Annotated in this window: 21 protein-coding genes; 11 read left to right on the top strand and 10 right to left on the bottom strand. The window is 61.1% G+C overall.

Annotation, left to right across the window (positions count from 1 at the left end; all coding sequences use genetic code 11):
- Positions 1-180: 180 nt before the first annotated feature.
- From ACWHXD_RS05845 to ACWHXD_RS05860, 4 genes are all read right to left on the bottom strand, one after another.
- Positions 181-3027, bottom strand: coding sequence for a valine--tRNA ligase (locus ACWHXD_RS05845; protein WP_032893408.1), 2847 nt, complete (start codon positions 3025-3027; stop codon positions 181-183).
- Between the two features lie 210 nt (positions 3028-3237).
- On the bottom strand, positions 3238-3612 hold the full coding sequence (locus ACWHXD_RS05850; RefSeq protein ID WP_044272055.1) for a hypothetical protein: 375 nt from the start codon (positions 3610-3612) through the stop codon (positions 3238-3240).
- A gap of 7 nt (positions 3613-3619) precedes the next feature.
- Complete coding sequence (locus tag ACWHXD_RS05855; RefSeq protein ID WP_003188845.1) at positions 3620-4048, bottom strand: DNA polymerase III subunit chi; 429 nt, start codon at positions 4046-4048, stop codon at positions 3620-3622.
- A gap of 141 nt (positions 4049-4189) precedes the next feature.
- Entirely contained in the window at positions 4190-5680 is a 1491-nt protein-coding gene (locus tag ACWHXD_RS05860) for a leucyl aminopeptidase (RefSeq protein ID WP_032893406.1), read from the bottom strand.
- Between the two features lie 284 nt (positions 5681-5964).
- Here ACWHXD_RS05860 and lptF point away from each other — a divergent pair, with 284 nt between their 5' ends.
- The 10 genes from lptF (at position 5965) to tadA (ending at position 16560) form a co-directional block, all read left to right on the top strand.
- Complete coding sequence (gene lptF, locus ACWHXD_RS05865; RefSeq protein ID WP_003188848.1) at positions 5965-7083, top strand: LPS export ABC transporter permease LptF; 1119 nt, start codon at positions 5965-5967, stop codon at positions 7081-7083.
- The gene (lptG, locus tag ACWHXD_RS05870) at positions 7076-8155 is read left to right on the top strand and encodes an LPS export ABC transporter permease LptG (protein ID WP_138761365.1); all 1080 of its coding nucleotides are present in this window, start codon (positions 7076-7078) and stop codon (positions 8153-8155) included. The genes lptF and lptG overlap by 8 nt, the downstream gene beginning before the upstream one ends.
- A gap of 257 nt (positions 8156-8412) precedes the next feature.
- Positions 8413-10212, top strand: a complete 1800-nt coding sequence (gene lepA, locus ACWHXD_RS05875) for a translation elongation factor 4 (protein ID WP_029297480.1) — start codon at positions 8413-8415, stop codon at positions 10210-10212.
- A 5-nt stretch (positions 10213-10217) separates the two neighbouring features.
- Positions 10218-11072 (top strand): signal peptidase I, encoded by an 855-nt coding sequence (gene lepB / locus ACWHXD_RS05880; RefSeq protein WP_003188855.1) that lies wholly within the window; start codon positions 10218-10220, stop codon positions 11070-11072.
- 144 nt (positions 11073-11216) lie between these two features.
- A complete protein-coding gene (gene rnc / locus ACWHXD_RS05885; RefSeq protein ID WP_003188856.1) occupies positions 11217-11906 on the top strand; it encodes a ribonuclease III in 690 nt (229 codons plus the stop codon).
- Positions 11899-12801, top strand: a complete 903-nt coding sequence (gene era / locus ACWHXD_RS05890) for a GTPase Era (RefSeq protein WP_028618988.1) — start codon at positions 11899-11901, stop codon at positions 12799-12801. Before rnc ends, era begins: the two co-directional genes overlap by 8 nt.
- A gap of 167 nt (positions 12802-12968) precedes the next feature.
- A complete protein-coding gene (gene recO / locus ACWHXD_RS05895) occupies positions 12969-13658 on the top strand; it encodes a DNA repair protein RecO (RefSeq protein WP_032893405.1) in 690 nt (229 codons plus the stop codon).
- Positions 13659-13709: 51 nt separating this feature from the next.
- Positions 13710-14453: a pyridoxine 5'-phosphate synthase gene (gene pdxJ, locus ACWHXD_RS05900; protein WP_003188860.1), complete on the top strand. Its 744-nt coding sequence runs from the start codon at positions 13710-13712 to the stop codon at positions 14451-14453.
- Positions 14454-14677: 224 nt separating this feature from the next.
- On the top strand, positions 14678-16060 hold the full coding sequence (locus ACWHXD_RS05905; protein ID WP_138761366.1) for a multicopper oxidase family protein: 1383 nt from the start codon (positions 14678-14680) through the stop codon (positions 16058-16060).
- Positions 16060-16560 (top strand): tRNA adenosine(34) deaminase TadA, encoded by a 501-nt coding sequence (gene tadA / locus ACWHXD_RS05910; protein WP_032893402.1) that lies wholly within the window; start codon positions 16060-16062, stop codon positions 16558-16560. The genes ACWHXD_RS05905 and tadA overlap by 1 nt, the downstream gene beginning before the upstream one ends.
- Before the next feature lie 138 nt (positions 16561-16698).
- On the opposite strand, the gene cmoB is transcribed toward tadA, so the two are convergent.
- The 6 genes from cmoB to ACWHXD_RS05940 form a co-directional block, all read right to left on the bottom strand.
- Positions 16699-17655, bottom strand: coding sequence for a tRNA 5-methoxyuridine(34)/uridine 5-oxyacetic acid(34) synthase CmoB (gene cmoB, locus ACWHXD_RS05915; protein WP_499083608.1), 957 nt, complete (start codon positions 17653-17655; stop codon positions 16699-16701).
- On the bottom strand, positions 17652-18395 hold the full coding sequence (gene cmoA, locus ACWHXD_RS05920; protein WP_014717080.1) for a carboxy-S-adenosyl-L-methionine synthase CmoA: 744 nt from the start codon (positions 18393-18395) through the stop codon (positions 17652-17654). The genes cmoB and cmoA overlap by 4 nt, the downstream gene beginning before the upstream one ends.
- Positions 18396-18431: 36 nt before the next feature.
- The gene (locus ACWHXD_RS05925; protein WP_138761368.1) at positions 18432-19088 is read right to left on the bottom strand and encodes a lysoplasmalogenase; all 657 of its coding nucleotides are present in this window, start codon (positions 19086-19088) and stop codon (positions 18432-18434) included.
- 1 nt (position 19089) lies between these two features.
- Positions 19090-19479, bottom strand: a complete 390-nt coding sequence (locus ACWHXD_RS05930) for a protease inhibitor I42 family protein (RefSeq protein ID WP_138761369.1) — start codon at positions 19477-19479, stop codon at positions 19090-19092.
- A gap of 185 nt (positions 19480-19664) precedes the next feature.
- A complete protein-coding gene (lon, locus tag ACWHXD_RS05935; RefSeq protein ID WP_044272071.1) occupies positions 19665-22085 on the bottom strand; it encodes an endopeptidase La in 2421 nt (806 codons plus the stop codon).
- 145 nt (positions 22086-22230) lie between these two features.
- Entirely contained in the window at positions 22231-23220 is a 990-nt protein-coding gene (locus tag ACWHXD_RS05940) for a GntR family transcriptional regulator (protein WP_032893397.1), read from the bottom strand.
- A gap of 347 nt (positions 23221-23567) precedes the next feature.
- On the opposite strand from ACWHXD_RS05940, the gene ACWHXD_RS05945 reads away from it, so the two are divergent.
- On the top strand, positions 23568-24899 hold the full coding sequence (locus ACWHXD_RS05945) for an amidase (RefSeq protein WP_032893395.1): 1332 nt from the start codon (positions 23568-23570) through the stop codon (positions 24897-24899).
- Positions 24900-24907: the final 8 nt, after the last annotated feature.

Consider the following 24907-nt stretch of genomic DNA (forward strand, 5'->3'; position numbering starts at 1 on the left):
CGGCCAAATGTGGGAGCTGGCTTGCCTGCGATGCAGGCGACTGGGTGTATCAGGCAGACCGAGGTGATGCTATCGCAGGCAAGCCAGCTCCCACAGGGATAGGGTTCAGAGTCGGAAATGGTGTCGTTTTGCTGGACAAAAAAAGAGGCCCGAAGGCCTCTTTCTCTACACGGCTTCCCCTTACAGGCTGGAAATCCGCGCATGTTGCTCCGCCAGCTTGCCCAAGGCCTGTTCAGCCTCGGCCAGTTTGGCGCGTTCTTTCTCGATCACCTCAGCCGGCGCCTTGTCGACGAACGCCGCGTTGGACAGCTTGCCGCCCACTCGTTGCACTTCGCCTTGCAGGCGCGCGATTTCCTTGTCGAGACGCGCAAGTTCCGCACCCTTGTCGATCAGGCCGGCCATTGGCACCAGCACTTCCATTTCACCCACCAACGCAGTGGCGGACAGCGGTGCTTCGGCACCGGCAGCCAATACGGTGATCGACTCCAGCTTGGCCAGCTTCTTGAGCAGCGCGTCGTTTTCGCTGAGGCGACGCTGATCTTCGGCACTGGCGTTCTTGACGAACACGGCCAACGGCTTGCCCGGCCCGATGTTCATCTCGGCGCGGATGTTGCGCGTGCCGAGCATCAGGGTCTTGAGCCATTCGATATCGCTTTCGGCGGCCTCATCGATGCGCGCTTCGTTGGCCACCGGCCAAGGTTGCAGCATGATGGTCTTGCCTTCGATACCGGCCAGCGGCGCCAGGCGCTGCCAGATTTCTTCGGTGATGAACGGCATGAACGGGTGCGCCAGGCGCAACGCCACTTCCAGCACACGCACCAGGGTGCGACGGGTGCCGCGCTGGCGCTCGACCGGCGCGTTTTCGTCCCACAGCACCGGCTTGGACAGTTCCAGGTACCAGTCGCAATACTGGTTCCAGATGAACTCGTACAGGGCCTGTGCGGCCAGGTCGAAACGGAACTGGTCGAGCTGGCGGGTCACTTCGGCTTCGGTGCGCTGCAACTGCGAGATGATCCAGCGATCCGCCAGGCTCAGTTCAACGGCTTCGCCGTTCTGGCCGCAGTCTTCGCCTTTGTCCAGCACGTAGCGCGCGGCGTTCCAGATCTTGTTGCAGAAGTTGCGATAGCCTTCGACGCGGCCCATGTCGAACTTGATGTCGCGACCGGTGGAGGCCAGCGAGCAGAAGGTGAAGCGCAGGGCGTCGGTGCCGTAGCTGGCGATGCCGTCGGCGAATTCGTCGCGGGTCTGCTTCTCGATCTTTTTCGCCAGTTTCGGCTGCATCAGGCCCGAGGTGCGTTTCTGCACCAGGGTTTCCAGGTCGATGCCGTCGATGATATCCAGCGGGTCCAAAACGTTGCCCTTGGACTTGGACATCTTCTGGCCCTGGCCGTCGCGTACCAGGCCGTGTACGTACACGGTCTTGAACGGTACCTGCGGGGTGCCGTCTTCGTTCTTCACCAGGTGCATGGTGAGCATGATCATCCGGGCAACCCAGAAGAAAATGATGTCGAAGCCGGTGACCAGCACGTCGGTGGAGTGGAATTTCTTCAGGAACTCGGTCTGCTGCGGCCAGCCCAGGGTAGAGAAGGTCCACAGGCCCGAACTGAACCAGGTGTCCAGTACGTCGTTGTCCTGTTGCAGCGCGATGTCCGCGCCGAGGTTGTGCTTGGCGCGCACTTCGGCTTCGTCGCGGCCTACATAGACCTTGCCCGATTCGTCGTACCAGGCCGGAATACGGTGGCCCCACCACAGCTGACGGCTGATGCACCAGTCCTGGATGTCACGCATCCACGAGAAGTACATGTTTTCGTACTGTTTAGGCACGAACTGGATGCGGCCATCTTCGACGGCGGCAATCGCAGGCTCGGCCAGCGGCTTGGTGGACACGTACCACTGGTCGGTCAGCCACGGCTCGATCACGGTGCCGGAGCGGTCGCCCTTGGGTACTTTGAGGCCGTGGTCGTCGACGCTGACCAGCAAGCCGGCGGCGTCGAAGGCGGCAACGATCTGCTTGCGCGCTTCAAAACGGTCGAGGCCTGCGTATTCAGCCGGGATCTTGCCGTCGATGCTGTCGTTGAGCGAGCCGTCCAGGTTGAACACCTGGCAGGCCGGCAATACGGCGGCATTTTTGTCGAAGATGTTCAGCAGCGGCAGGTTGTGGCGCTTGCCGACTTCATAGTCGTTGAAATCGTGGGCCGGGGTGATTTTCACGCAGCCGGTGCCGAATTCAGGGTCGCAATAGTCGTCCGCGATGATCGGGATACGGCGGCCAACCAAGGGCAGTTCGACGAACTTGCCGATCAGCGCCTGGTAGCGCTCGTCGTTCGGGTTAACGGCGACGGCGGCATCGCCGAGCATGGTTTCCGGACGGGTGGTGGCAACGATCAGGTAATCGTTGCCTTCAGCGGTCTTGGCGCCGTCGGCCAGCGGGTACTTGAGGTTCCACAGGAAGCCTTTCTCGTCGTGGTTTTCCACTTCGAGGTCGGAAATCGCCGTGTGCAACTTGGTGTCCCAGTTGACCAGGCGCTTGCCGCGGTAGATCAGGCCGTCTTCGTGCAGGCGCACGAAGGCTTCTTTTACGGCTTCGGACAGGCCGTCGTCCATGGTGAAGCGCTCACGGCTCCAGTCTACGGACGACCCCAGGCGACGGATCTGACGGCTGATATTGCCGCCGGACTGGTCTTTCCATTCCCAGACTTTCTCCAGGAATTTCTCGCGACCCAGGTCGTGACGGTTCTGGCCGGTGGCTTCCAGTTGGCGTTCCACCAGCATCTGGGTGGCGATACCGGCGTGGTCGGTGCCCGGTTGCCACAGGGTGTCGCGACCCTGCATGCGGCGGAAGCGGATCAACGCATCCATGATCGCATTGTTGAAGCCATGGCCCATGTGCAGGCTGCCAGTGACGTTCGGTGGCGGAATCATGATGGTGTACGAGTCGCCCGCACCTTGTGGGGCGAAATAGTTCTCGGACTCCCAGGTGTTGTACCAGGAAGTTTCGATAGCGTGGGGCTGGTAGGTCTTATCCATGCGCGGCGGGACCCTAGTTGGCATTTATTCAGGAAAGCCGGCAAGTATAACGGGGGATAGGGGCGAGGGCGAGGTGAAGACGGTTTAAGGTCGATGCAGAATTAATGTGGGAGCTGGCTTGCCTGCGATGGCGGTGTTTCAGTCAGCATCTTCGCCGGCTGATGCGCCGCCATCGCAGGCAAGCCAGCTCCCACAGGGGTTGGGGCATCTTCAGTTCTGGTATTGGCTGAGCAACCGCTCCATCCGCGCATCCATCCGACGCTTGATCTCAGCCTCGATATGCGGCGCAAAGTCATCGATCACATCCTGCATGATCAATTGCGCAGCGGCGCGCAGTTCGTTGTCCAGGTGCAGCAACAGCGCGTCCGGGGCTTTTTCGGCGGCGGGAGCGGGTTCTGCAACCACAGGAGCAGGGGCGGCAGGCTTGCCGCCGACCATGTCGAACAACAGCGGAATCTGTACCTCGCCCTCGACCGTGTCGGTCAGCAGCGGCGGTTGCAGGTTGTCATCACCCAGCAACTGACGGATCGACTCCAGGTCATCCAGCAGGTGGTCGTCTTTTTTCAGCGGGTTGGGAGTGTCCATCATGTACTCAAAGTCGTTGTAGCCGGTGATCTTGCAGAGGATAGCCCTGTTCACGGTAGAAACGGAAACTCTCCCGCGCGGCCTGACGAATAGCCGGGTCTTCGACCACCACTTCCGCCACACGGGCGAACGCTTGGGCAAAGGCCGGTACTTTCAGGTCGAGGTTGACCAGCAAATCATGGTGATCGCCGCAATTATCCCCCAAGCCCAGCACCACCAGGCTTTCGGGTTCGGATTCGGCGGGGCCGTGGGGCACGAAGCTCTCGCCCTTGAAGCGCCACAGGCGGGCATCGAGTTCGTCACGTTGGGCGGCATCGCTGCAGTGCAGGTAGATGCGATGGCCCATGCGCCAGGCTTTTTCGGTGAGTTTGCAGGCAAAGTCCAGGCGCGCGAGAGGATCGGCGCTGGGCAATATATAGAAGTCGACTTGGGGCATTGGAAATCCTGGGGGGCGCCAGTCCTGTAGGAGCGAGCTTGCTCGCGAAAAACCTGAGGGCAGCGCGTTCATCCAGGATGAACGCGTTATCAAAGGCGATCTTCGCGAGCAAGCTCGCTCCTACAGAAGGGCCGGGGCCGCTTAAGCTTTGGCGCGATCCAGCAGGTATTGGGTCAGCAGGGGTACCGGACGGCCAGTGGCGCCCTTGTCCTTGCCGCCGCTGGTCCAGGCCGTGCCGGCGATGTCCAGGTGAGCCCAGTTGAAGTTCTTGGCAAAGCGCGACAGGAAGCAGGCCGCGGTGATAGTGCCGGCTTTCGGGCCACCGATGTTGGCGATGTCGGCAAACGGGCTGTCGAGCTGTTCCTGGTACTCATCGAACAGCGGCAGTTGCCAGGCGCGGTCGTCGGCGGCCTTGCCGGCGCTGAGCAGTTGCTCGATCAGTTCGTCGTTGTTGCCCAGCAGGCCTGAGGTGTGGGAGCCCAGGGCCACGATGCAGGCGCCGGTCAGCGTGGCGATGTCGATCACGGCCTGGGGCTTGAAGCGCTCGGCGTAGGTCAGGGCGTCGCACAGCACCAGACGGCCTTCGGCGTCGGTGTTGAGGATCTCTACAGTCTGGCCGCTCATGGTGGTGACGATATCGCCCGGGCGAGCCGCACCGCCGCTCGGCATGTTCTCGGCACAGGCCAAAATGCACACCAGGTTGATCGGCAGCTTGAGCTCAAGCACCGCACGCAAGGTACCGAACACGCTGGCGGCGCCGCCCATGTCGTACTTCATTTCGTCCATGCCGGCGCCCGGCTTGAGGCTGATGCCGCCGGTATCAAAGGTGATGCCTTTACCTACCAGGGCGTAAGGCTTCTCGGACTTCTTGCCGCCGTTGTATTGCATCACGATCAGGCGTGGCGGCTGGTCGCTGCCCTGGCCCACGGCATAGAACGAGCCCATGCCCAGGTCCTTGATCTTCTTCTCGTCCAGTACCTCAACCTTCAAGCCCTTGAACTCTTTGCCCAATGCCTTGGCCTGTTCGCCCAGGAATGTCGGGTGGCAGATGTTCGGCGGCAGGTTGCCCAGGTCGCGAGTGAACGACATGCCATTGGCGATGGCCTGGGCGTGGGTGACGGCGCGCTGGACTTCAGCCTGGGCGGCCTTGATGGTCAGCAGGGTGATTTTCTTCAGGGCGCGGGGTTCGGCTTTCTGGCTCTTGAACTGGTCGAAAATATAGCCGCCGTCTACCAGCGACTCGGCCAGCAGGCGGGTCTTGCCGTAGCTGTCGCGGCCCTTGACCACGATTTCATCGAGTGCCAGCACCGCATCGCTGCCGCCCAGGCCCTTGAGGGTGGTGAGGATGCTGCTGACGATCTTGCGAAACGGACGGTCGCCCAGTTCGGCATCCTTGCCCACGCCCACCAGCAAAACGCGCTCGGCCTTAAGGTTGGGCAGGCTCTGCAGCAGCAGGCTCTGGCCGACTTTGCCGGCCAGGTCGCCGCGCTTGAGCACAGCGCTGATAGCGCCGCCGCTCAGTTCATCCAGTTGCTTGGCGGCGACGCCGAGTGTGCGGCCTTCGCCGACAGCGACCACGAGGGTGGCGGTTTTCAACGTTTCGGGGCTAACGCTTTTTACAACCAATTCCATTTTCGGGTCCCTTATCAAGGTCTGTGAGCCGGGAGCTTGTACTCCGGCTTTAAAGCTCGGCAGCGTTGTAAACCGCCAGCGACAAAGGCCGCAGTTTGAACCTCGCCAGCGGAGCCTGACAACCCTTGGCGCACGCTTTGTGCGTGCGCATGAGTAAGCTCCGTGACAGGCGCGGTCAATCACAGGATAATGCGCCATCTTTTTAGCCGGCCCGTGGTAAACGGGTCGACTCGGTATGCTTGCTTGTTTGGCCGCCTTAGCCTGACAACCCTGGAGTGTCTGGTTTGATTGTCTTCCGTTATCTGTCCCGCGAAGTCCTGTTGACCCTGAGTGCCGTGAGTGCGGTGTTGCTGGTCATCATCATGAGTGGTCGTTTCGTCAAGTTCCTGGCCCAAGCCGCCGCTGGCGCCCTGGATCCGGGCTCACTGTTCCTGATCATGGGCTACCGGATGCCCGGCATGCTTCAGTTGATCCTGCCGCTTGGCCTGTTTCTTGGCATATTGCTGGCCTATGGCCGGCTATACCTGGAAAGCGAAATGACCGTGTTGTCGGCCACCGGCATGAGCCAGCAGCGCCTGCTGGCCATGACCATGGTGCCTGCCGCCGGTGTCGCCCTGGTGGTGGCCTGGTTGAGCATGAGCCTGGCGCCCCAGGGGGCCATGCAATTCCAGCTGCTGCTGAACAAGCAGGATGCGATGACGGAGTTCGACACCCTCGAGCCCGGTCGCTTCCAGGCGCTCAGCGACGGTTCGCGGGTGACCTACACCGAAACCATGACCGACGACCGTTCCAACCTGGGCGGCGTGTTCATTTCCCAGAAGAACCTCGGCCAGAACCAGAAAGACCGTGGCATTACCATCCTGGTGGCCGACAGCGGGCGCCAGGAAATCCGCCCCGATGGCAACCGCTACCTGATCCTGGAAAACGGCTACCGCTACGACGGCAGCCCGGGCCTGGCGGATTATCGCGCCATCAAGTACGACACCTATGGCGTCATGCTGCCCAAGGCCGAGATCAGTGACGAGGTCACCGACCGCGACGCACTGCCCACCTCATCGCTGTTCGGCAGCCCGGAACTGCGCTCCATCGCCGAGCTGCAATGGCGCCTGTCCCTGCCGCTGCTGGTGTTTATCGTGACCCTGATGGCCGTGCCGCTGTCGCGCGTCAACCCGCGCCAGGGGCGCTTCCTCAAGTTGCTGCCGGCGATCCTGCTGTACATGGCCTACCTGACCATCCTGATTTCTGCCCGTGGCTCCCTGGAGAAGGGCAAGTTGCCGCCGGCCCTGGGCCTGTGGTGGGTACACGGGGTTTTCCTGATGATCGGCCTGGGGCTGCTCTATTGGGAACCTATCCGTTTGAAAATGAAGAGCCGTCGTGGCCTGAAGGAGTTGGCTCGTGGCTAAGCTTGATCGCTACATCGGCATTAGCGTACTGATCGCCATCCTGGCGGTACTGGGCATCATCCTTGGCCTGGCCTTGCTGTTTGCCTTCATTGATGAAGTGGGCAACGTTACCGACACTTACACCGTCACGGACGTGCTGAGCTACGTGGCACTGACCGCGCCGCGTCGTCTTTACGACATGATGCCAATGGCCGCGCTGATTGGCTGCCTGATCGGCCTGGGCACCCTGGCCAGCAACAGCGAGCTGACCATCATGCGCGCCGCTGGGGTTTCCATCGGCCGTATCGTCTGGGCGGTCATGAAACCGATGCTGCTGCTGATGGCGTGCAGCGTGCTGATCGGTGAATACGTTGCGCCACCGGCCGAAGCCACCGCCCAGGCCAATCGCGCCCTGGCCCAGGGTTCGGGCGATGCGCAAAGCGCCAAGCACGGCCTGTGGCACCGCCAGGGTGACGAGTTCATCCACATCAACGCCGTGCAACCGGGTGGCTTGTTGATCGGGGTGACCCGCTACACCTTCGACAAAGAGCGGCACATGTTGTCGTCCAGCTTCGCCAAGCGCGCGCAGTACGGTGGCGAACAATGGCAACTGAGCGACGTCACCACCACGCACTTTCGTAACGTGGGCCAGGGCACCCAGTCCAGCACCGAAGTGGTGAATGTGCCGACCGAACAGTGGGATATCGCCCTCAAGCCGGAATTGCTCAATACCGTGGTGATGGTGCCGGAAGCCCTGCCGATCTCCGGTTTGTGGAGCTATATCCACTACCTGAAGGAGCAGGGTTTGAACAATGGCCGTTACTGGCTGGCGTTCTGGGTGAAAGTCTTGCAACCAGTGGTTACCGCCGCCTTGGTGTTGATGGCGATCTCCTTCATTTTCGGGCCATTGCGTTCCGTGACCCTGGGCCAGCGGGTATTTACCGGTGTGCTGGTGGGCTTCACCTTCCGCATCGCCCAGGATTTGCTCGGGCCTTCAAGCCTGGTATTCGGCTTCTCGCCGCTGTTTGCGGTGCTGGTGCCCACGGCCATTTGTGCTGTGGCCGGGTTCTGGCTGCTGCGCCGGGCCGGTTGAAGCCGCGCTCGCATAATGCCCCTCCCTGTAGGAGCGAGCTTGCTCGCGAAAATCTACGAAACGCCGCGTTTATCCAGGATAAGCGCGTTATCGTTGGTGATCTTCGCGAGCAAGCTCGCTCCTACAGTAACAAGCCCCGTGGAAACGGGGCTTTTTTGTATTGGTCAGCAAAGATGACGTCTGGCCTGAGCATCAGGTACAATTCCCGGCTATTTTTCAGCGGGCAATCTGCCTGCAGCCTTTTTGAGTGTTGATCCGTGAGTGATTTGAGTCATATCCGCAATTTCTCCATCATCGCCCACATTGACCATGGCAAGTCGACGCTGGCCGATCGATTTATCCAGATGTGCGGTGGCCTTGCCGAGCGTGAAATGGAAGCCCAGGTACTGGATTCCATGGACCTCGAACGCGAGCGCGGGATCACCATCAAGGCCCACAGCGTTACTCTGTATTACACCGCCAAAGACGGTATCAAGTACCAGCTGAACTTCATTGACACCCCGGGCCACGTTGACTTCACCTACGAAGTCAGCCGTTCGCTGGCGGCCTGCGAAGGCGCGTTGCTGGTAGTGGACGCAGGCCAGGGCGTTGAAGCCCAGTCCGTGGCCAACTGCTACACCGCCATCGAGCAAGGCCTGGAAGTGATGCCGGTGCTGAACAAAATCGACTTGCCACAAGCCGATCCGGACCGGGTGAAGGAAGAAATCGAAAAAATCATCGGTATTGACGCCACCGACGCCGTCGAGTGCAGCGCCAAGACCGGCCTGGGCGTCGACGAAGTGCTCGAGCGCCTGGTCAAGACCATTCCGGCCCCCACCGGCAACATCGAAGATCCGCTGCAAGCGTTGATCATCGACTCCTGGTTCGACAACTACCTGGGCGTTGTCTCCCTGGTACGTGTGCGCCATGGCCGGGTGAAGAAGGGCGACAAGATTTTGGTCAAGTCCACCGGCAAGATCCACCTGGTGGACAGCGTCGGTGTATTCAACCCGAAACACACCGCCACCGTTGACCTGAAAGCCGGTGAAGTAGGCTTCATCATCGCCGGTATCAAGGACATCCATGGTGCGCCGGTCGGTGACACCCTGACCTTGAGCTCCACCCCTGACGTCGATGTGCTGCCGGGTTTCAAGCGCATCCAGCCTCAGGTCTATGCCGGTCTGTTCCCGGTCAGCTCCGATGACTTCGAAGATTTCCGCGAAGCCCTGCAAAAACTGACCCTCAACGACTCGTCGTTGCAGTACACCCCGGAAAGCTCCGACGCCCTGGGCTTCGGCTTCCGCTGCGGGTTCCTGGGCATGCTGCACATGGAAATCATCCAGGAGCGCCTTGAGCGCGAATACGACCTGGACCTGATCACCACTGCACCGACCGTTATTTTTGAGCTGGCGCTGAAAACCGGTGAAACGATTTACGTCGACAACCCGTCCAAGCTCCCAGACCTGTCTTCCATTGAAGACATGCGCGAGCCCATCGTGCGCGCCAATATCCTTGTGCCGCAGGAACACCTGGGCAACGTGATTACCTTGTGTATCGAAAAGCGTGGCGTACAGCACGACATGCTGTTCCTCGGTACCCAGGTGCAAGTGACCTACGATTTGCCGATGAACGAAGTGGTCCTGGACTTCTTCGACCGTCTCAAGTCCACCAGTCGCGGCTATGCTTCGCTGGACTACCATTTCGATCGTTACCAATCGGCTAATCTGGTGAAACTGGATGTGCTGATCAACGGCGACAAGGTAGATGCCTTGGCACTGATCGTGCACAAGGACAACGCGCACTACAAAGGTCGCCAACTGACCGAGAAGATGAAGGAACTGATTCCGCGCCAGATGTTCGACGTCGCGATCCAGGCCGCCATTGGCGGGCAGATCATTGCGCGGACTTCCGTCAAGGCTCTCAGAAAGAACGTACTGGCCAAATGCTACGGCGGTGACGTAAGCCGTAAGCGCAAGCTGCTTGAGAAGCAAAAGGCCGGTAAAAAACGCATGAAGCAAGTAGGCAACGTGGAAATTCCACAAGAAGCCTTCCTTGCGGTGCTCAGGTTGGATAGTTAGGTCCTATGTCACTAAATTTCCCGCTGTTGCTGGTCATTGCCGTTGCCGTCTGTGGTCTCCTGGCGTTGCTCGATCTGGTGTTCTTCGCCCCGCGTCGTCGGGCGGCCATCGCTTCCTATCAGGGCAGCGTCAGCCAGCCCGATGCGGTGGTGGTCGAGAAGCTGAACAAAGAGCCCTTGCTGGTTGAGTACGGCAAGTCGTTCTTTCCGGTGTTGTTCATCGTGCTGGTACTGCGCTCGTTTCTGGTAGAGCCGTTCCAGATCCCTTCGGGGTCGATGAAACCGACCCTGGACGTGGGCGACTTCATCCTGGTGAACAAGTTTTCCTACGGCATTCGCCTGCCGGTGATCGACAAGAAAGTCATCCCGGTGGGTGACCCGCAGCGCGGCGATGTGATGGTATTCCGCTACCCAAGCGACCCGAACGTCAACTACATCAAGCGTGTGGTCGGCCTGCCGGGCGACGTGGTGCGCTACACCAGCGACAAGCGCCTGTTCATCAACGGTGAGTCGGTGGCCGAGAAACTGTTGGGCGCCGAGCCGAATACCTTGGGCAGCGCCGAGCTGTACCAGGAAAAACTCGGCGCGGTGGAGCACCAGATCCGCAAGGAAATGAGCCGCTACCGTGCGATGCCGGATGGCCAGTGGAAAGTGCCTGCCGGGCACTATTTCATGATGGGCGACAACCGCGACAACTCCAACGACAGCCGCTATTGGGATGACCCCAACATTCCCAAGGACCTGCTGGGCATGGTGCCCGACGAGAACATTGTCGGCAAAGCCTTCGCGGTCTGGATGAGTTGGCCGGAACCCAAGCTCAGCCACCTGCCGAACTTCTCGCGGGTCGGGCTGATCAAGTAATACAAGCGGCGCTGTGAACACAGCGCCGAATGCTTTTCTGGGGCTTGGACATTTTCCGATGCCCGGTACCCATCAGGATTTTAATTTGAACACTGCGTCAATCGTCGATGGCCGCCGGTGCCATCAACTAGATATGGATAAACCGTGACCGTTTCTCTAAGTCGTCTCGAGCGTCAGCTCGGCTACACCTTCAAGGACCAGGAATTGATGGTCCTTGCCCTCACACACCGCAGCTTTGCAGGGCGTAATAACGAGCGCCTGGAATTTCTCGGTGACGCTATCCTCAATTTCGCCGCCGGCGAGGCGCTGTTCGAGCGCTTCCCCCAAGCGCGAGAAGGCCAGCTTTCGCGCCTGCGCGCACGCCTTGTAAAAGGCGAGACCCTGGCCGTGCTGGCCCGAGGCTTCGGCCTGGGCGAGTACCTGCGGCTGGGTTCCGGCGAGTTGAAAAGCGGCGGTTTCCGTCGCGAGTCAATCCTGGCTGATGCCCTGGAAGCCTTGATCGGTGCGATCTACCTCGATGCAGGCATGGAGACGGCCAAGGAGCGCGTTGTCGCCTGGCTGGCCTCGGAAATCGAAAGCCTGACGCTGGTCGATACCAACAAGGATCCCAAGACCCGCCTGCAAGAATACCTGCAGTCGCGCGGTTGCGAACTGCCACGCTACGAAGTGGTGGATATCCAGGGAGAGCCCCATTGCCGGGTGTTCTTCGTGGAATGTGAAATCACCTTATTGAACGAAAAAAGCCGAGGTCAGGGTGTGAGCCGTCGTATTGCCGAACAGGTAGCGGCCGCTGCAGCACTGATTGCCCTGGGCGTGGAGAATGGCCATGACTGATTCAACCGCAACACGCTGTGGCTATGTTGCCATCGTCGGCCGCCCGAACGTGGGCAAGTCCACGCTGCTCAACCACATCCTCGGCCAGAAGCTTGCGATCACCTCGCGCAAGCCCCAGACCACCCGCCACAACATGCTGGGCATCAAGACCGAAGGCAACGTGCAAGCGGTGTATGTCGATACCCCTGGCATGCACAAAGGCGGCGAGAAAGCCCTGAACCGCTACATGAACAAGACCGCCTCGGCGGCGTTGAAAGACGTCGACGTGGTGATCTTCGTGGTCGACCGCACCAAGTGGACCGACGAAGACCAGATGGTTCTCGAGCGTGTGCAGTACGTGACCGGCCCGTTGATCGTCGCGTTGAACAAGACCGACCGTATCGAAGACAAAGCCGAGCTGATGCCGCACCTGAGCTGGCTGCAGGAACAACTGCCGAACGCCCAGATCATCCCGATCTCGGCCCAGCACGGCCACAACCTCGAAGCCCTGGAGCGCGTGATCGCCGAGCACCTGCCGGAGAACGAGCATTTCTTCCCGGAAGACCAGATCACCGACCGCAGCAGCCGCTTCCTCGCCGCCGAACTAGTGCGCGAGAAAATCATGCGCCAGATGGGCGCCGAACTGCCGTACCAGATCACCGTTGAAATCGAAGAGTTCAAGCAGCAGGGCAAGACCTTGCACATTCATGCGCTGATCCTCGTCGAACGTGACGGCCAGAAGAAGATCATCATTGGCGACAAGGGCGAGCGCATCAAGCGCATCGGCACCGAAGCGCGCAAGGACATGGAGTTGCTGTTCGACTCCAAGATCATGCTCAACCTGTGGGTGAAGGTGAAGGGTGGCTGGTCCGATGATGAGCGTGCGTTGCGCTCCCTGGGCTACGGCGACCTGTAATCGGCCTCCAGTCACACAGCAGGACGAAAAATGTGGGAGCGGGCTTGCTCGCGAAGACGGTTCTTCAGTCGGTACATGTATTGGCTGACCCACCGCTTTCGCGAGCAAGCCCGCTCCCACATTAGGTTTATGTTGTTGTCACAATCGCATTCCAGCAGCGAGAGCCTATGTCCTCAACTCAACCCCCCAGCCAACTCGCCTACGTCCTGCACAGCCGCGCCTACCGCGAAACCAGCGCGCTGGTGGACTTCCTCACGCCCCAAGGCCGCCTGCGTGCAGTCTTGCGCAGCGCGCGCGGTAAGGCTGGCACCTTGGCGCGGCCGTTCGTGGCGCTGGACGTGGAGTTTCGCGGCAAGGGCGAGCTGAAAAACGTCGGCCGCCTGGAAAGCGTCGGCACCTCGGCCTGGCTGAATGGCGATGCGCTGTTCAGCGGCCTTTACCTCAATGAACTGCTGATCCGCCTGTTGCCCGCCGAAGACCCGCACCCGGCGGTCTTCGATCACTACGCTGCCACCTTGCTGGCCCTCGCTGAAGGCCGTCCGTTGGAGCCGTTGCTGCGCGCTTTCGAATGGCGTTTGCTCGACGACCTTGGCTACGGCTTCGAACTGGCCAACGACTTGCACGGCGAGCCCATCGCCGCCGATGGCATGTATCGCCTGCAAGTCGATGCGGGGCTTGAGCGTGTGTACCTGCTGCAGCCCGGTCTGTTCCAGGGCACCGAACTGTTGGCCATGAGCGAAGCCGACTGGCACGCTCCCGGCGCGCTGTCTGCGGCCAAGCGCCTGATGCGCCAGGCCCTGGCCGTGCATCTGGGCGGGCGGCCGCTGGTCAGTCGCGAGTTGTTTCGAAAGCCCTGACATCCCCGTGTATGCTGTGCACCGATTCTTTCCCTTTTCAGGAGCGCTTCCGTGACCACCAGCAATCGCATTCTTCTTGGCGTCAACATCGACCACGTCGCCACCCTGCGCCAGGCCCGGGGCACCCGTTACCCTGACCCGGTCAAGGCCGCGCTGGACGCCGAAGAAGCGGGCGCCGACGGCATCACCGTGCACCTGCGCGAAGACCGCCGTCACATCCAGGAGCGTGACGTATTGCTGCTCAAGGACGTGCTGCAAACCCGCATGAACTTCGAAATGGGCGTCACCGAAGAAATGATGGCGTTCGCCGAGCGCATCCGCCCGGCGCATATCTGCCTGGTACCGGAAACCCGCCAGGAACTGACCACCGAAGGCGGCCTCGACGTCGCCGGCCAGGAAGCGCGGATCAAGGCTGCGGTGGAGCGCTTGTCGCGGATCGGCAGTGAAGTCTCGCTGTTTATCGACGCCGACGAACGCCAGATCGAAGCTTCCCGCCGTGTCGGCGCCCCTGCGATCGAGCTGCACACTGGCCGTTATGCCGATGCCACCACGCCGACCGAAGTGGCCGACGAACTGCAACGCATCATCGACGGCGTGAACTGCGGCCTCAACGAAGGCTTGATCGTCAACGCCGGCCATGGCCTGCACTATCACAACGTCGAAGCCGTAGCCGCAATCAAAGGCATCAACGAGCTGAACATCGGCCATGCGCTGGTGGCCCACGCGCTGTTCGTTGGTTTCAAAGGCGCGGTGGCCGAGATGAAAGCCCTGATTTTGGCCGCTGCCAAGCATTAATAACCAATGAAGATCAATGTGGGAGCTGGCTTGCCTGCGATAGCGGAGTGTCAGTTGACGCATTCGTAGCAGGCCCACCGCAATCGCAGGCAAGCCAGCTCCCACAGGATGAGCCGTCGTGTTTTTGGCATGCGGCAATGCGAAGCCTTACTGTTTAGCCGGCGCAGGTGTATCGTATCTGCCCTTTGCGGGCCCTTGGCCTGCGGCAGATACGCGAGGTTGTTGTGTCCCGATCCTTTTCCCGTCGACAAATCCTGGGTGGTCTTGCTGGCCTGGCCGTAGTAGGCGTCGGTGCCGGCGGTGGTTACCGCTACTGGCTGGGGAAAGTCGCTGAGTCCGAGGCCGGGCACGATTACGAGCTGATCGCCGCCCCCCTGGACGTAGAGTTGGTGCCGGGGCACAAGACCCAGGCCTGGGCGTTCGGTCCTTCGGCGCCGGGCACTGAGTTGCGGGTGCGCCAAGGCGAATGGCTGCGGGTACGCTTTATCAATCACCTGCCAGTCGCCACCACCATCCACTGGCACGGTATCCGCCTGCCGTTGGAAATGGACGGCGTGCCCTACGTCTCGCAATTGCCGGTGCTGCCTGGCGAATACTTCGACTATAAATTCCGCGTGCCCGATGCCGGCAGTTACTGGTACCACCCCCATGTCAGCAGCAGTGAAGAACTCGGCCGTGGCCTGGTCGGCCCGTTGATCGTGGAAGAGCGCGAACCCACCGGTTTCAAGTACGAACGCACCTTGAGCCTGAAGAACTGGCACATCGACGAACAGGGCGAGTTTGTCGAATTCAGCATCCCCCGTGAAGCGGCGCGTGGCGGCACGGCCGGGCGCCTCTCGAGCATCAACGGCGTGCCCCAGGCGGTCATCGATCTGCCTGCCGGGCAAATCACCCGCGTGCGCCTGCTCAACCTCGACAACACCCTGACTTATCGTCTCAATATTCCCGGGGTCGAAGCGCAGATCTATGCTCTGGACGGCAACCCCATCGAGCCGCGCCCGCTGGGCAAGGAATATTGGCTGGGCCCGGGCATGCGCATTTGCCTGGCGATCAAGGCACCGCCGGCGGGCGAAGAACTGTCGCTGCGCAACGGCCCGGTGCGTCTTGGCACCTTCCGCTCGGTCGCCAATACCGACGCGCCTACCGTGTGGCCGCCGGCATTGCCGGCCAACCCGGTTGCCGAGCCAGACCTGGCCAATGCCGAGAAACTCAACTTCAATTTCGAATGGGTCGGCTCGGTGTCGGTCAATGTCGAGAACGGCAAGCCGCCGAGCCTGTGGCAGATCAACGGCCAGGCCTGGGACATCACCGACAAGACCTGCGCCGACCGCCCGATTGCCAAGCTGGAAAAGGGCAAGAGCTATATTTTCGAATTGAAGAACATGACCCAGTACCAGCACCCGATCCACCTGCACGGCATGAGCTTCAAGGTGCTCGCGTCCAACCGCCACAAGGTGATCCCGTATTTCACCGACACCTACCTGCTGGGCAAGAACGAACGCGCCCGCGTGGCCTTGGTGGCGGATAACCCCGGGGTGTGGATGTTCCATTGCCATGTGATCGACCACATGGAAACCGGCCTGATGGCCGCCATCGAGGTGGCGTGATGCGCCAGATTCGCCCCGCCGCGATTATCGACCGCAGCCGCGACCAAGACTTTATGCGCGAAGCCCTGGCGCTCGCCGCCCAAGGCGCGGCATTGGGCGAGGTGCCGGTGGGCGCCGTGCTGGTGCAGGACGGTGAAATCATCGGCCGCGGTTTCAACTGCCCCATCAGCGGCAACGACCCCAGCGCCCATGCCGAAATGGTCGCGATCCGCGCCGCTGCGCAAGCGATCAGCAACTATCGGCTGGTGGGCAGCACGCTGTACGTGACGCTGGAACCGTGCAGCATGTGTGCGGGGCTGATCGTGCATTCGCGGGTGGCGCGGGTGGTGTATGGCGCGTTGGAGCCGAAGGCGGGAATCGTGCAGAGCCAGGGGCAGTTTTTTACCCAGGGTTTTCTTAACCATCGGGTGTTGTTTGAAGGTGGGGTGTTGGCCGAGGAGTGTGGGGCTGTCCTCAGCGAGTTCTTCAAAGCCCGCCGAGCCAAACCACAATCTAACTAACGCTGAAAAAACCCATGTGGGAGCGGGCTTGCTCGCGAATGCGGTGTTTCAGTCACATTATCTTTGACTGACACACCGCATTCGCGAGCAAGCCCGCTCCCACAGTTTGATCTCCCTTTATTCAAGAAGATCGGCGGGTTATTTGCGCGCGATGATCACCGCTCGCATCGGCGCCGGCAGCCCTTCGATGGTCTTGCTGTGATCTTCAGGGTCGAGGAAGTCACTGAGCGACTGATACTTCATCCACTCTGTTCCACGCTGTTCCTCAACCGTGGTCACGCTCACATCCACACAACGCACATCACTGAAACCGGCGCGGCGCAGCCATAGCATCAACGCCGGCACCGACGGCAGGAACCACACGTTACGCATCTGCGCGTAACGGTCTTCCGGCACCAGCACTTGTTGCTGATCGCCGTCCACCACCAATGTTTCCAACACCAGCTCGCCGCCCTTCACCAAGGTGTCCTTCAGCGCCAGCAAATGCTCGATGGGCGAGCGGCGGTGGTAGAACACCCCCATGGAAAATACCGTGTCAAAGCCTTCCAGGTTCGCCGGCAAGTCTTCGAACGGGAACGGCAAGTGCCAGGCCTTGGGCTCGGACAGGTAACGCTGCACCGCCTGGAACTGGCAGAAGAACAGCCAGTTGGGGTCCACGCCAATCACGCTGTCGGCCCCGGCGCCGAGCATGCGCCACATGTAGTAGCCGTTGCCGCAGCCCACATCGAGGATGCGCTTGCCTTTGAGGTTCAGGTGCGGCGCCACCCGCGACCACTTCCAGTCCGAACGCCACTCGGTGTCCACATGCACGCCGAACAGATGGAACGGCCCTTTGCGCCACGGGCTCAGGCCCATCAAGGCGGTGTGCATTTGCTCACGGGTGGCGTCGTCGCAATCAGTGTCGAGCACCAGGCCATTCAACAGGTCGACTTCGCTGGGCTGGATCTTCGGCAGTGCATCCAACGCACTCTGCCAGCGCTCCAGGTCGCCATGACCCTTTTCCATCTTGCTATCGAGCTGCGCTTGCAGGCCCTGGGCCCACACGGCCAGGGGAGTGCCGACCAGATGGCGGGCGAGGGGGGACAAATCAATCATGGCAAGGCAATCAACGAGGCAAAGTTAAGACACTGGAACCACGGCACGACTTTCGAGAACCCGGCCGCCAGCAGGCGTTCGCGGTGTTCTTCGAGGCTGTCGGGCTTCATGACGTTTTCGATGGCGCTGCGCTTCTGGGCGATTTCCAGTTCGCTGTAGCCGTTGGCGCGCTTGAAGGCGATATGCAGGTCGGTCAGCAGTGCGTGCTCTTCAACATCGTTAAAGCGCAGCTTTTCCGACAGGATCAACGCCCCGCCCGGCAGCAGCGCCTGGCGAATGCGCCCCAGCAACGCCAGGCGCTCCTGGGGGGCGATAAATTGCAGGGTAAAGTTCAACGCCACCACCGAGGCAGGCTTGAATTGTAAGGCAAGGATATCGCCCTCGATCACCTCCACGGGCAGCAACTCCTGGAACATCGAGTCTTGGCCATTGAGGTATTCGCGGCAGCGCTCGACCATCGCGGCCGAGTTATCCACAGCGATTACCCGGCAACCCTCGGTGCGTACATGGCGACGCAGGGCTTGGGTCACGGCGCCCAGGGAAGAACCCAGGTCATACAGCACGCTACCCGGCTGGGCAAATTGCGCGGCCAGCACGCCGAGGTTTTCGACGATGGTGGGGTAACCCGGCACCGAGCGCTTGATCATGTCCGGGAACACCCGCACCACATCCTCGTTAAAGGCGAAGTCCGGCACCTGGGGCAGGGGCTGGGCGAATAGGCGATCGGGTTCTTTGCTCACGGCTGTTCCGGCGACGATGGGGGAAAGGCCGGCATTTTAGCCAAGTTGCTCCTCGGATGCGCGGGTTGTCTGATGGAAAGCCGAGGCGGTGATGCCCCACTGCCCGAGCCAGTAGGTGGCGATCAGTAAATACGGCGCTGCCTCGAACGCCAGCACGAACCGGTTGATGCCGATCAGCGCGTCGGATACCACAAACGACACCGCACCCGCCGCCGCCAGCCATGCCGAACGTTTGGGCACCTGGCTGCCCAGTCGCGCCAACGCACGCCAGAGCATGGCGCTGATCACCAGTGCGTAAACCACCACGGGTATCAGCAATTCTCCGAGGCCGTGGGCGATCAGGATGCTCAGCAAGATTGCGCCCACGCCGAGGGCCAGCACCAGTGGCAGCAAGGCTAAGCGCCGACAGTCACTGAAATAGGCTTTGAGATAGGCCAGATGCGCGAACAGAAACGCGCCCAGGCCAAAGATAAACAAGTCGCCCGGCCAGGCGAGCAACACGTCGCCCACCAGGGAGAAAATCAACCCCAGGCTGATCCAGCGTCGATATTCGGTGGGCGGCGCGTCATGCAGCCAACCCAGCAGCGCCAGCACCGGCAGTGGCTTGACCAACAGGCACAGCAGCGTCGCGTGGGTCGCCAGGCCGTAGACAAAGGTGCCGGCGCTCATCAAGGCAAGGATCAGCCAGGGCATATCAGTTCACCGTAATGGTGCAGTCAAAGGTTTCGACAGGTTCGGCCTCCGGCTCCCAAGGTTGCTGGGACGTCAGGCGCAAACGCCCTTGCCCTTTGGCAAACGCCTGGAAGCGCCAGGTGGACTGGCCGCCACCGCCGATCACGCCGGATTCGGTGCTGCTGTAGACCTCGGGGCTCAAGGCGCGCAACACGCCGCCCGCGGAGTCCTGGATGGCCCAGCGGTAACCGGTGGTGGGGTTGCTGGGCAGGGTGAGGATCAGGTTTTGCCCGTTTTCAAGCTGGAGCGGGCAGGCGCTCTGGTTGTCCACGCTGACGTTTTGCTTAGGGGCACTGGCGCATCCGGCCAGCAGGGCAAGGCTCAAGGGGAGAAACAGGCGGGCAGCGGTCATGAAGGCTCCGTTAATACACGACGAAGGGGGAGCATAACCGAAGATGAGACAAGGTGTGACAAGGCGGGGTTTTGCGTTGATCTGGCTGGCCTCTTCGCGAGCAAGCCCGCTCCCACATTTGATCGCATTCCAAATGTGGGAGCGGGCTTGCTCGCGAAAGGGCCAGCTCAGGCACTACATACCCGTCAGAAGAGCACCTTCGCCACATCCGCAAACCGCTTGGCAAAGTGCACCGTCATCCCTTCCTTCAAATAGTCCGGCAACTCTTCAAAGCTGCCACGGTTGGGCTCCGGCAAGATCAATTCGTGAATCTTCTGGCGCCGCGCCGCGATCACCTTCTCGCGCACGCCGCCAATCGGCAGTACATGCCCGGTCAAGGTCAGTTCGCCAGTCATCGCCACGCCTTTTTTCGGCGGTTGGTTGCGGGCCAGAGACAGCAACGCACTGGCCATGGTCACGCCGGCACTCGGGCCGTCTTTGGGGGTGGCGCCTTCCGGTACGTGCAAGTGCACGAAGGCTTCATCGAAGAACTTCGCATCGCCGCCAAACGACTTCAGGTTGGAGCTGATGTAGCTGTAGGCGATTTCGGCGGACTCTTTCATTACCTCACCCAACTGCCCGGTGAGCTTGAAGCCACGGTTGAGCGTGTGGATGCGCGTCGCTTCAATCGGCAAGGTGGCGCCGCCCATGCTGGTCCAGGCCAGGCCGGTAATCACGCCGGTGCCGGACAGCACTTGCTCGTTACGGAACACGGGCGTGCCCAGGGAGCTTTCCAAGTCTTTGTTGCCGATCTTGATCACCGAGTCCGGTTCATCCAGCAGCTTGACCACCGCCTTGCGCACCAGCTTGCCCAGTTGCTTCTCCAACTGACGCACGCCGGCCTCTCGCGCATAACCGTCGATCAACGCGCGCAAGGCGCCGTCGCTGATGGTCAGGCTGTTTTTAGCCACGCCGGCTTTTTCCAGCTGCTTGGGCCACAGGTGACGCTTGGCAATGGCGACTTTTTCTTCGGTGATATAGCCCGACAGACGAATCACTTCCATGCGGTCCAGCAACGGGCCCGGGATCGAGTCCAGAGTGTTGGCGGTGCACACGAACAGCACTTTGGACAGGTCCAGGCGCAGGTCCAGGTAATGGTCGAGGAATTCGACGTTCTGCTCCGGGTCCAGGGTTTCCAGCAACGCCGACGCCGGATCGCCCTGGAAGCTCTGGCCCATCTTGTCGATCTCGTCGAGCATGATCACCGGGTTCATCACTTCCACGTCTTTCAACGCCTGCACCAGCTTGCCGGGCAGGGCACCGATGTAGGTGCGGCGGTGGCCCTTGATCTCGGCCTCGTCGCGCATGCCGCCGACGCTGAAGCGATAGAACGGCCGCCCCAGGGATTCGGCGATGGACTTGCCCACACTGGTCTTGCCCACGCCCGGCGGGCCCACCAGCAGCACGATGGAACCGGCGACTTCGCCCTTGTAGGCGCCCACGGCGAGGAACTCGAGGATGCGGCTCTTGATGTCATCCAGGCCCGCATGGTGCTTGTCCAGCACCTTGCGCGCGTGCTTGAGGTCGAGTTTGTCTGCGCCGTACACGCCCCACGGCACCGAGGTGGCCCAGTCCAGATAGTTGCGAGTGACGGCATACTCCGGCGAACCGGTTTCCAGGATCGACAGTTTGTTCAGCTCTTCATCGATGCGCTTCTGTGCCTGGGCCGGCAACACCTTGCCTTGCAGGCGTTGTTCGAACTGTTCGACGTCGGCGCTGCGGTCGTCCTTGGTCAGGCCCAGCTCCTGCTGGATGACCTTGAGTTGTTCCTTGAGGAAGAACTCACGCTGGTGCTCGCCGATCTTGCGGTTCACTTCGGCGGAGAGTTCTTTTTGCAAGCGCGCGACTTCCACCTCTTTGCGCAGCATCGGCAGCACTTTTTCCATGCGCTTGAGCATGGGCACGCAGTCCAGCACTTCCTGCAGCTCATTACCGGTGGCCGAGGTAAGGGCGGCGGCGAAGTCGGTGAGCGGCGACGGGTCGTTGGGGCTGAAGCGGTTGAGGTAGTTCTTCAACTCTTCGCTGTACAGCGGGTTGAGGGGCAGCAGTTCCTTGATCGCATTGATCAGCGCCATCCCGTAGGCCTTGACCTCATCGGTCGGCTCGCTGGGCTGGTGCGGGTATTCGACTTCCACCAGGTACGGTGGGCGGTGGTGCTTGAGCCAGGTCTTGATGCGCACGCGGGTCAGACCCTGGGCCACGAACTGCAGCTTGCCGTTCTCGCGGCTGGCGTGGTGCACCTTCACCAGGGTGCCGTACAGCGGCAGGGCGGAGGTGTCGAAGTGCCGTGGGTCTTCGGGCGGCGTGTCCATGAAAAACAGCGCAAGGGAATGGTGGTCGGATTTGCTCACCAACTCCAGGGTTTCGGCCCAGGGTTCTTCATTGACGATCACCGGCAACACTTGGGCCGGGAAAAACGGCCGATTGTGGATCGGGATGATGTAGACCTTGTCCGGCAGGTTTTGCCCAGGCAGCGCCAGGCCAGTATTGGACGAGGGGGCTTCAGCGTTTTCGGGGTCGGCGTAATCGTTGAGGTCGTAATCTGGAAATTCTTGCTGGTCGCTCATGGGGCACCTGCATCAGTAAGTATGCAGGTTAGATGGGGCGGGGTTGCGGTGGTTTCAATGGCGGGGCGTCGTTAGCAACAATTTGCATGAAATAACGGGAGAGGTGCGGCCAAGGTGGGGGAGGGAGCAAGCCTCACTCACCTTCTCAGCTGATTTTGTGCAGGTAGGCAGGCAGCGGTTGTTCGGGGAGTACCGAGAGCACTTTCAGGCGCTGCAACATGCGCTGGCTGGCCCGCTGCAAATGCTCGCGCAGGTTCAGCGCCGCAGCATCAAATGCCCCATGCAGCAACAGCTCAAGTATCAGCCGATGTTCGGCCAACATGGCAGGATCGGCGCCGATCCCCAGTAAACGGTAGAAGATTCGACTGATGATCATCGGGCTCTGGCCCTGGCGGATCAGTGCGGCGATCTTGCGGTTTTGCAGGCCGGCCAGGCAGCGCTGGTGCAAGTCTTCTTCAATTTGTTCGATGGCTTCCAGTCTGCAATGGGGGCTGGCCTGGGCGTCGAGTACGCGCTGCAACATTGCCTGGAGCAGGTCGCGGTCAAGGTCAGGCGCGCTCTGGCGCAGGGCTTCGGGCTCCAGGCAGGCACGCAGCTCGTAGTCTTCGGTGACTTCGCGGGCGGTCAAGGGCCCGGCCAGCCATTGGGAGTACGGCTCCTTTTCTACCAGGCCGCGGTCGCGCAGGCGCATCAGCGCTTCGCGCACTACGGCGCGGCTGACGCCGTAGTGGTCAGCCGCGGCTTGCTCGTCCAGGCGGTAATGGCCGAACGCGATGCAGGTGGACAGCGCCGCGCCGATCTCCTCGACAATTCGCTCGCCCAATGGCCGGGTGTCCACCAGCTCATCATCGTGGTTGAGGCCCAGGTGCCCATGACTCAAGGGCAGGCGCAGAGGCTCCATGTTTAGGCCGTCAGGATTGATCAGGTAACCGCGGCCATTGAAGCGGCAAATCAGCCCTTCGGCATGCAACAGGTCCAGCGCCTTGCGCACCGGCACACGGCTGGTGCCGAACAGTTCAGCCAGCGGCGCTTCAAGCAATACCAACCCGTGACGGGCGGTGCCGTTGACGATCGCGTCGCGCAAAATCTGGTGAATCATCGCGTAACGGGAGGCCGAGGCGGACACTGTTTTCATCTGTTTCTCTAAGTAAAAAGCTCTGGGCTTGCAGGACGCTGGCCGGGGATTCTCTCATAGATGGGCTGTCACTCTGCGCCACGTCGGCGGCACATTTTTGGGGCTGTGCAGGACAGGATGTTACTTTTCTGCACCAAAATGTATTTTATAATAAAAGATACATTATTTCATTCGGGACGCATGTCCATCCCTTCGTCAATTTTTTTCACCTTATCAAAAGGTATCTAGCCCGTACCTCAGCAGATAAAACCTGAAGCGTGGGGACCACGCCTTGATGAGACTGGCACGAAAGCTGCCTTTATAAAATGTACATTTTATTAATTTGTACGTTTTAGAGGGTCATCTTGATGTCAGATGCCACTTCCATGGCCGAAGCCTTCGCCAGTGGTCGCAGTGATCCGGTGCAGGTGCTTGAGCAAGCCCTTCTTCATGCAAGCATGGCCCCCAGCGTTTTCATCTCTCTGACGGCTGAGCGTGCTCGGCGTGAGGCTCAAGCATCCGCCGCACGCTGGCGCGCCGGGCAGCCTTTGAGCCAGTTCGACGGCGTGCCTCTGGCTTGGAAAGATTTGTTCGACATGGCCGGCAGTGTCACCACGGCCGGTGCTGCCTACCGTCGCCATGCGCCGGCTGCCGTGCAAGATGCGCCCTGTGTTGAACGGTTGTGTCGCGCCGGTATGGTCAGCCTGGGCAAGACCAACCTCAGCGAACTGGCCTACTCCGGTCTGGGCCTGAACCCGCATTTCGGAACACCCCATAACCCGAGCAGCAGCGATCAGCCACGCATTCCCGGCGGTTCGTCCTCGGGGTCGGCGGTCGCCGTGGCGGCGGGCATTGTGCCGATTGCCATGGGCACCGACACCGCGGGCTCGATCCGTATCCCTGCGGCACTCAATGGCGTGGTGGGGTATCGCAGCAGTTGCCAGCGCTACAGTCGCGAGGGCGTTTTTCCTCTGGCGCACAGCCTCGACAGCCTCGGGCCGCTGACGCGCAGTGTGCGTGATGCCTTGGCCCTCGACGACGTGCTCCATGGCCGAAGCCAGCGCCATGTCGCCACTAGCCTCAAGGGCCTGCGCCTGGTCTTGGAGCAAGGCGCGCTGGAAGGTATCGAGCCGGCCGTGCGCGATAACCTGCTGCACGCCGCCGACCAGCTGAGGGCGTCTGGTGCGTTGATCGAGGTGCGCCCATCCGCCACGTTCCAGGCCACCCTGGCGCTGATCAAAGAGCACGGCTGGCTCGGTTCATTCGAAGCGTTTGCCCTGCACGAAGCCTTGCTGAAAAGCACCGACGCCGAGCAACTCGACCCCCGTGTGCGCCGCCGCCTCGAAGCCGCACGCGCGCTGCCGGCCAGTCAACGCCTGCACGTGATCGACGCGCGTCGGCGGCTGCAACAGCAATTGCTCGATGACCTCGACGGTGCCCTGTTGATAACACCGACCGTCGCCCACGTCGCCCCGCCTTTGGCAGCGTTGGAGGCCGACGACGAGCTGTTCGTCACCACCAACCTCGCCACCCTGCGCCTGACCATGCCGGGCAGTTTGCTCGACATGCCAGGCGTCAGCTTGCCCAGCGGCCGCGACGCCCTGGGCTTGCCCACCGGGTTGCTGCTCAGCGCCCCGACTGGCGAAGACGCACGCCTGTTAGGCGCGGCGTTGGCCGTTGAATCCGTACTGACTCGTTAAGGAGACAC

Source organism: Pseudomonas fjordensis, from assembly GCF_976987115.1.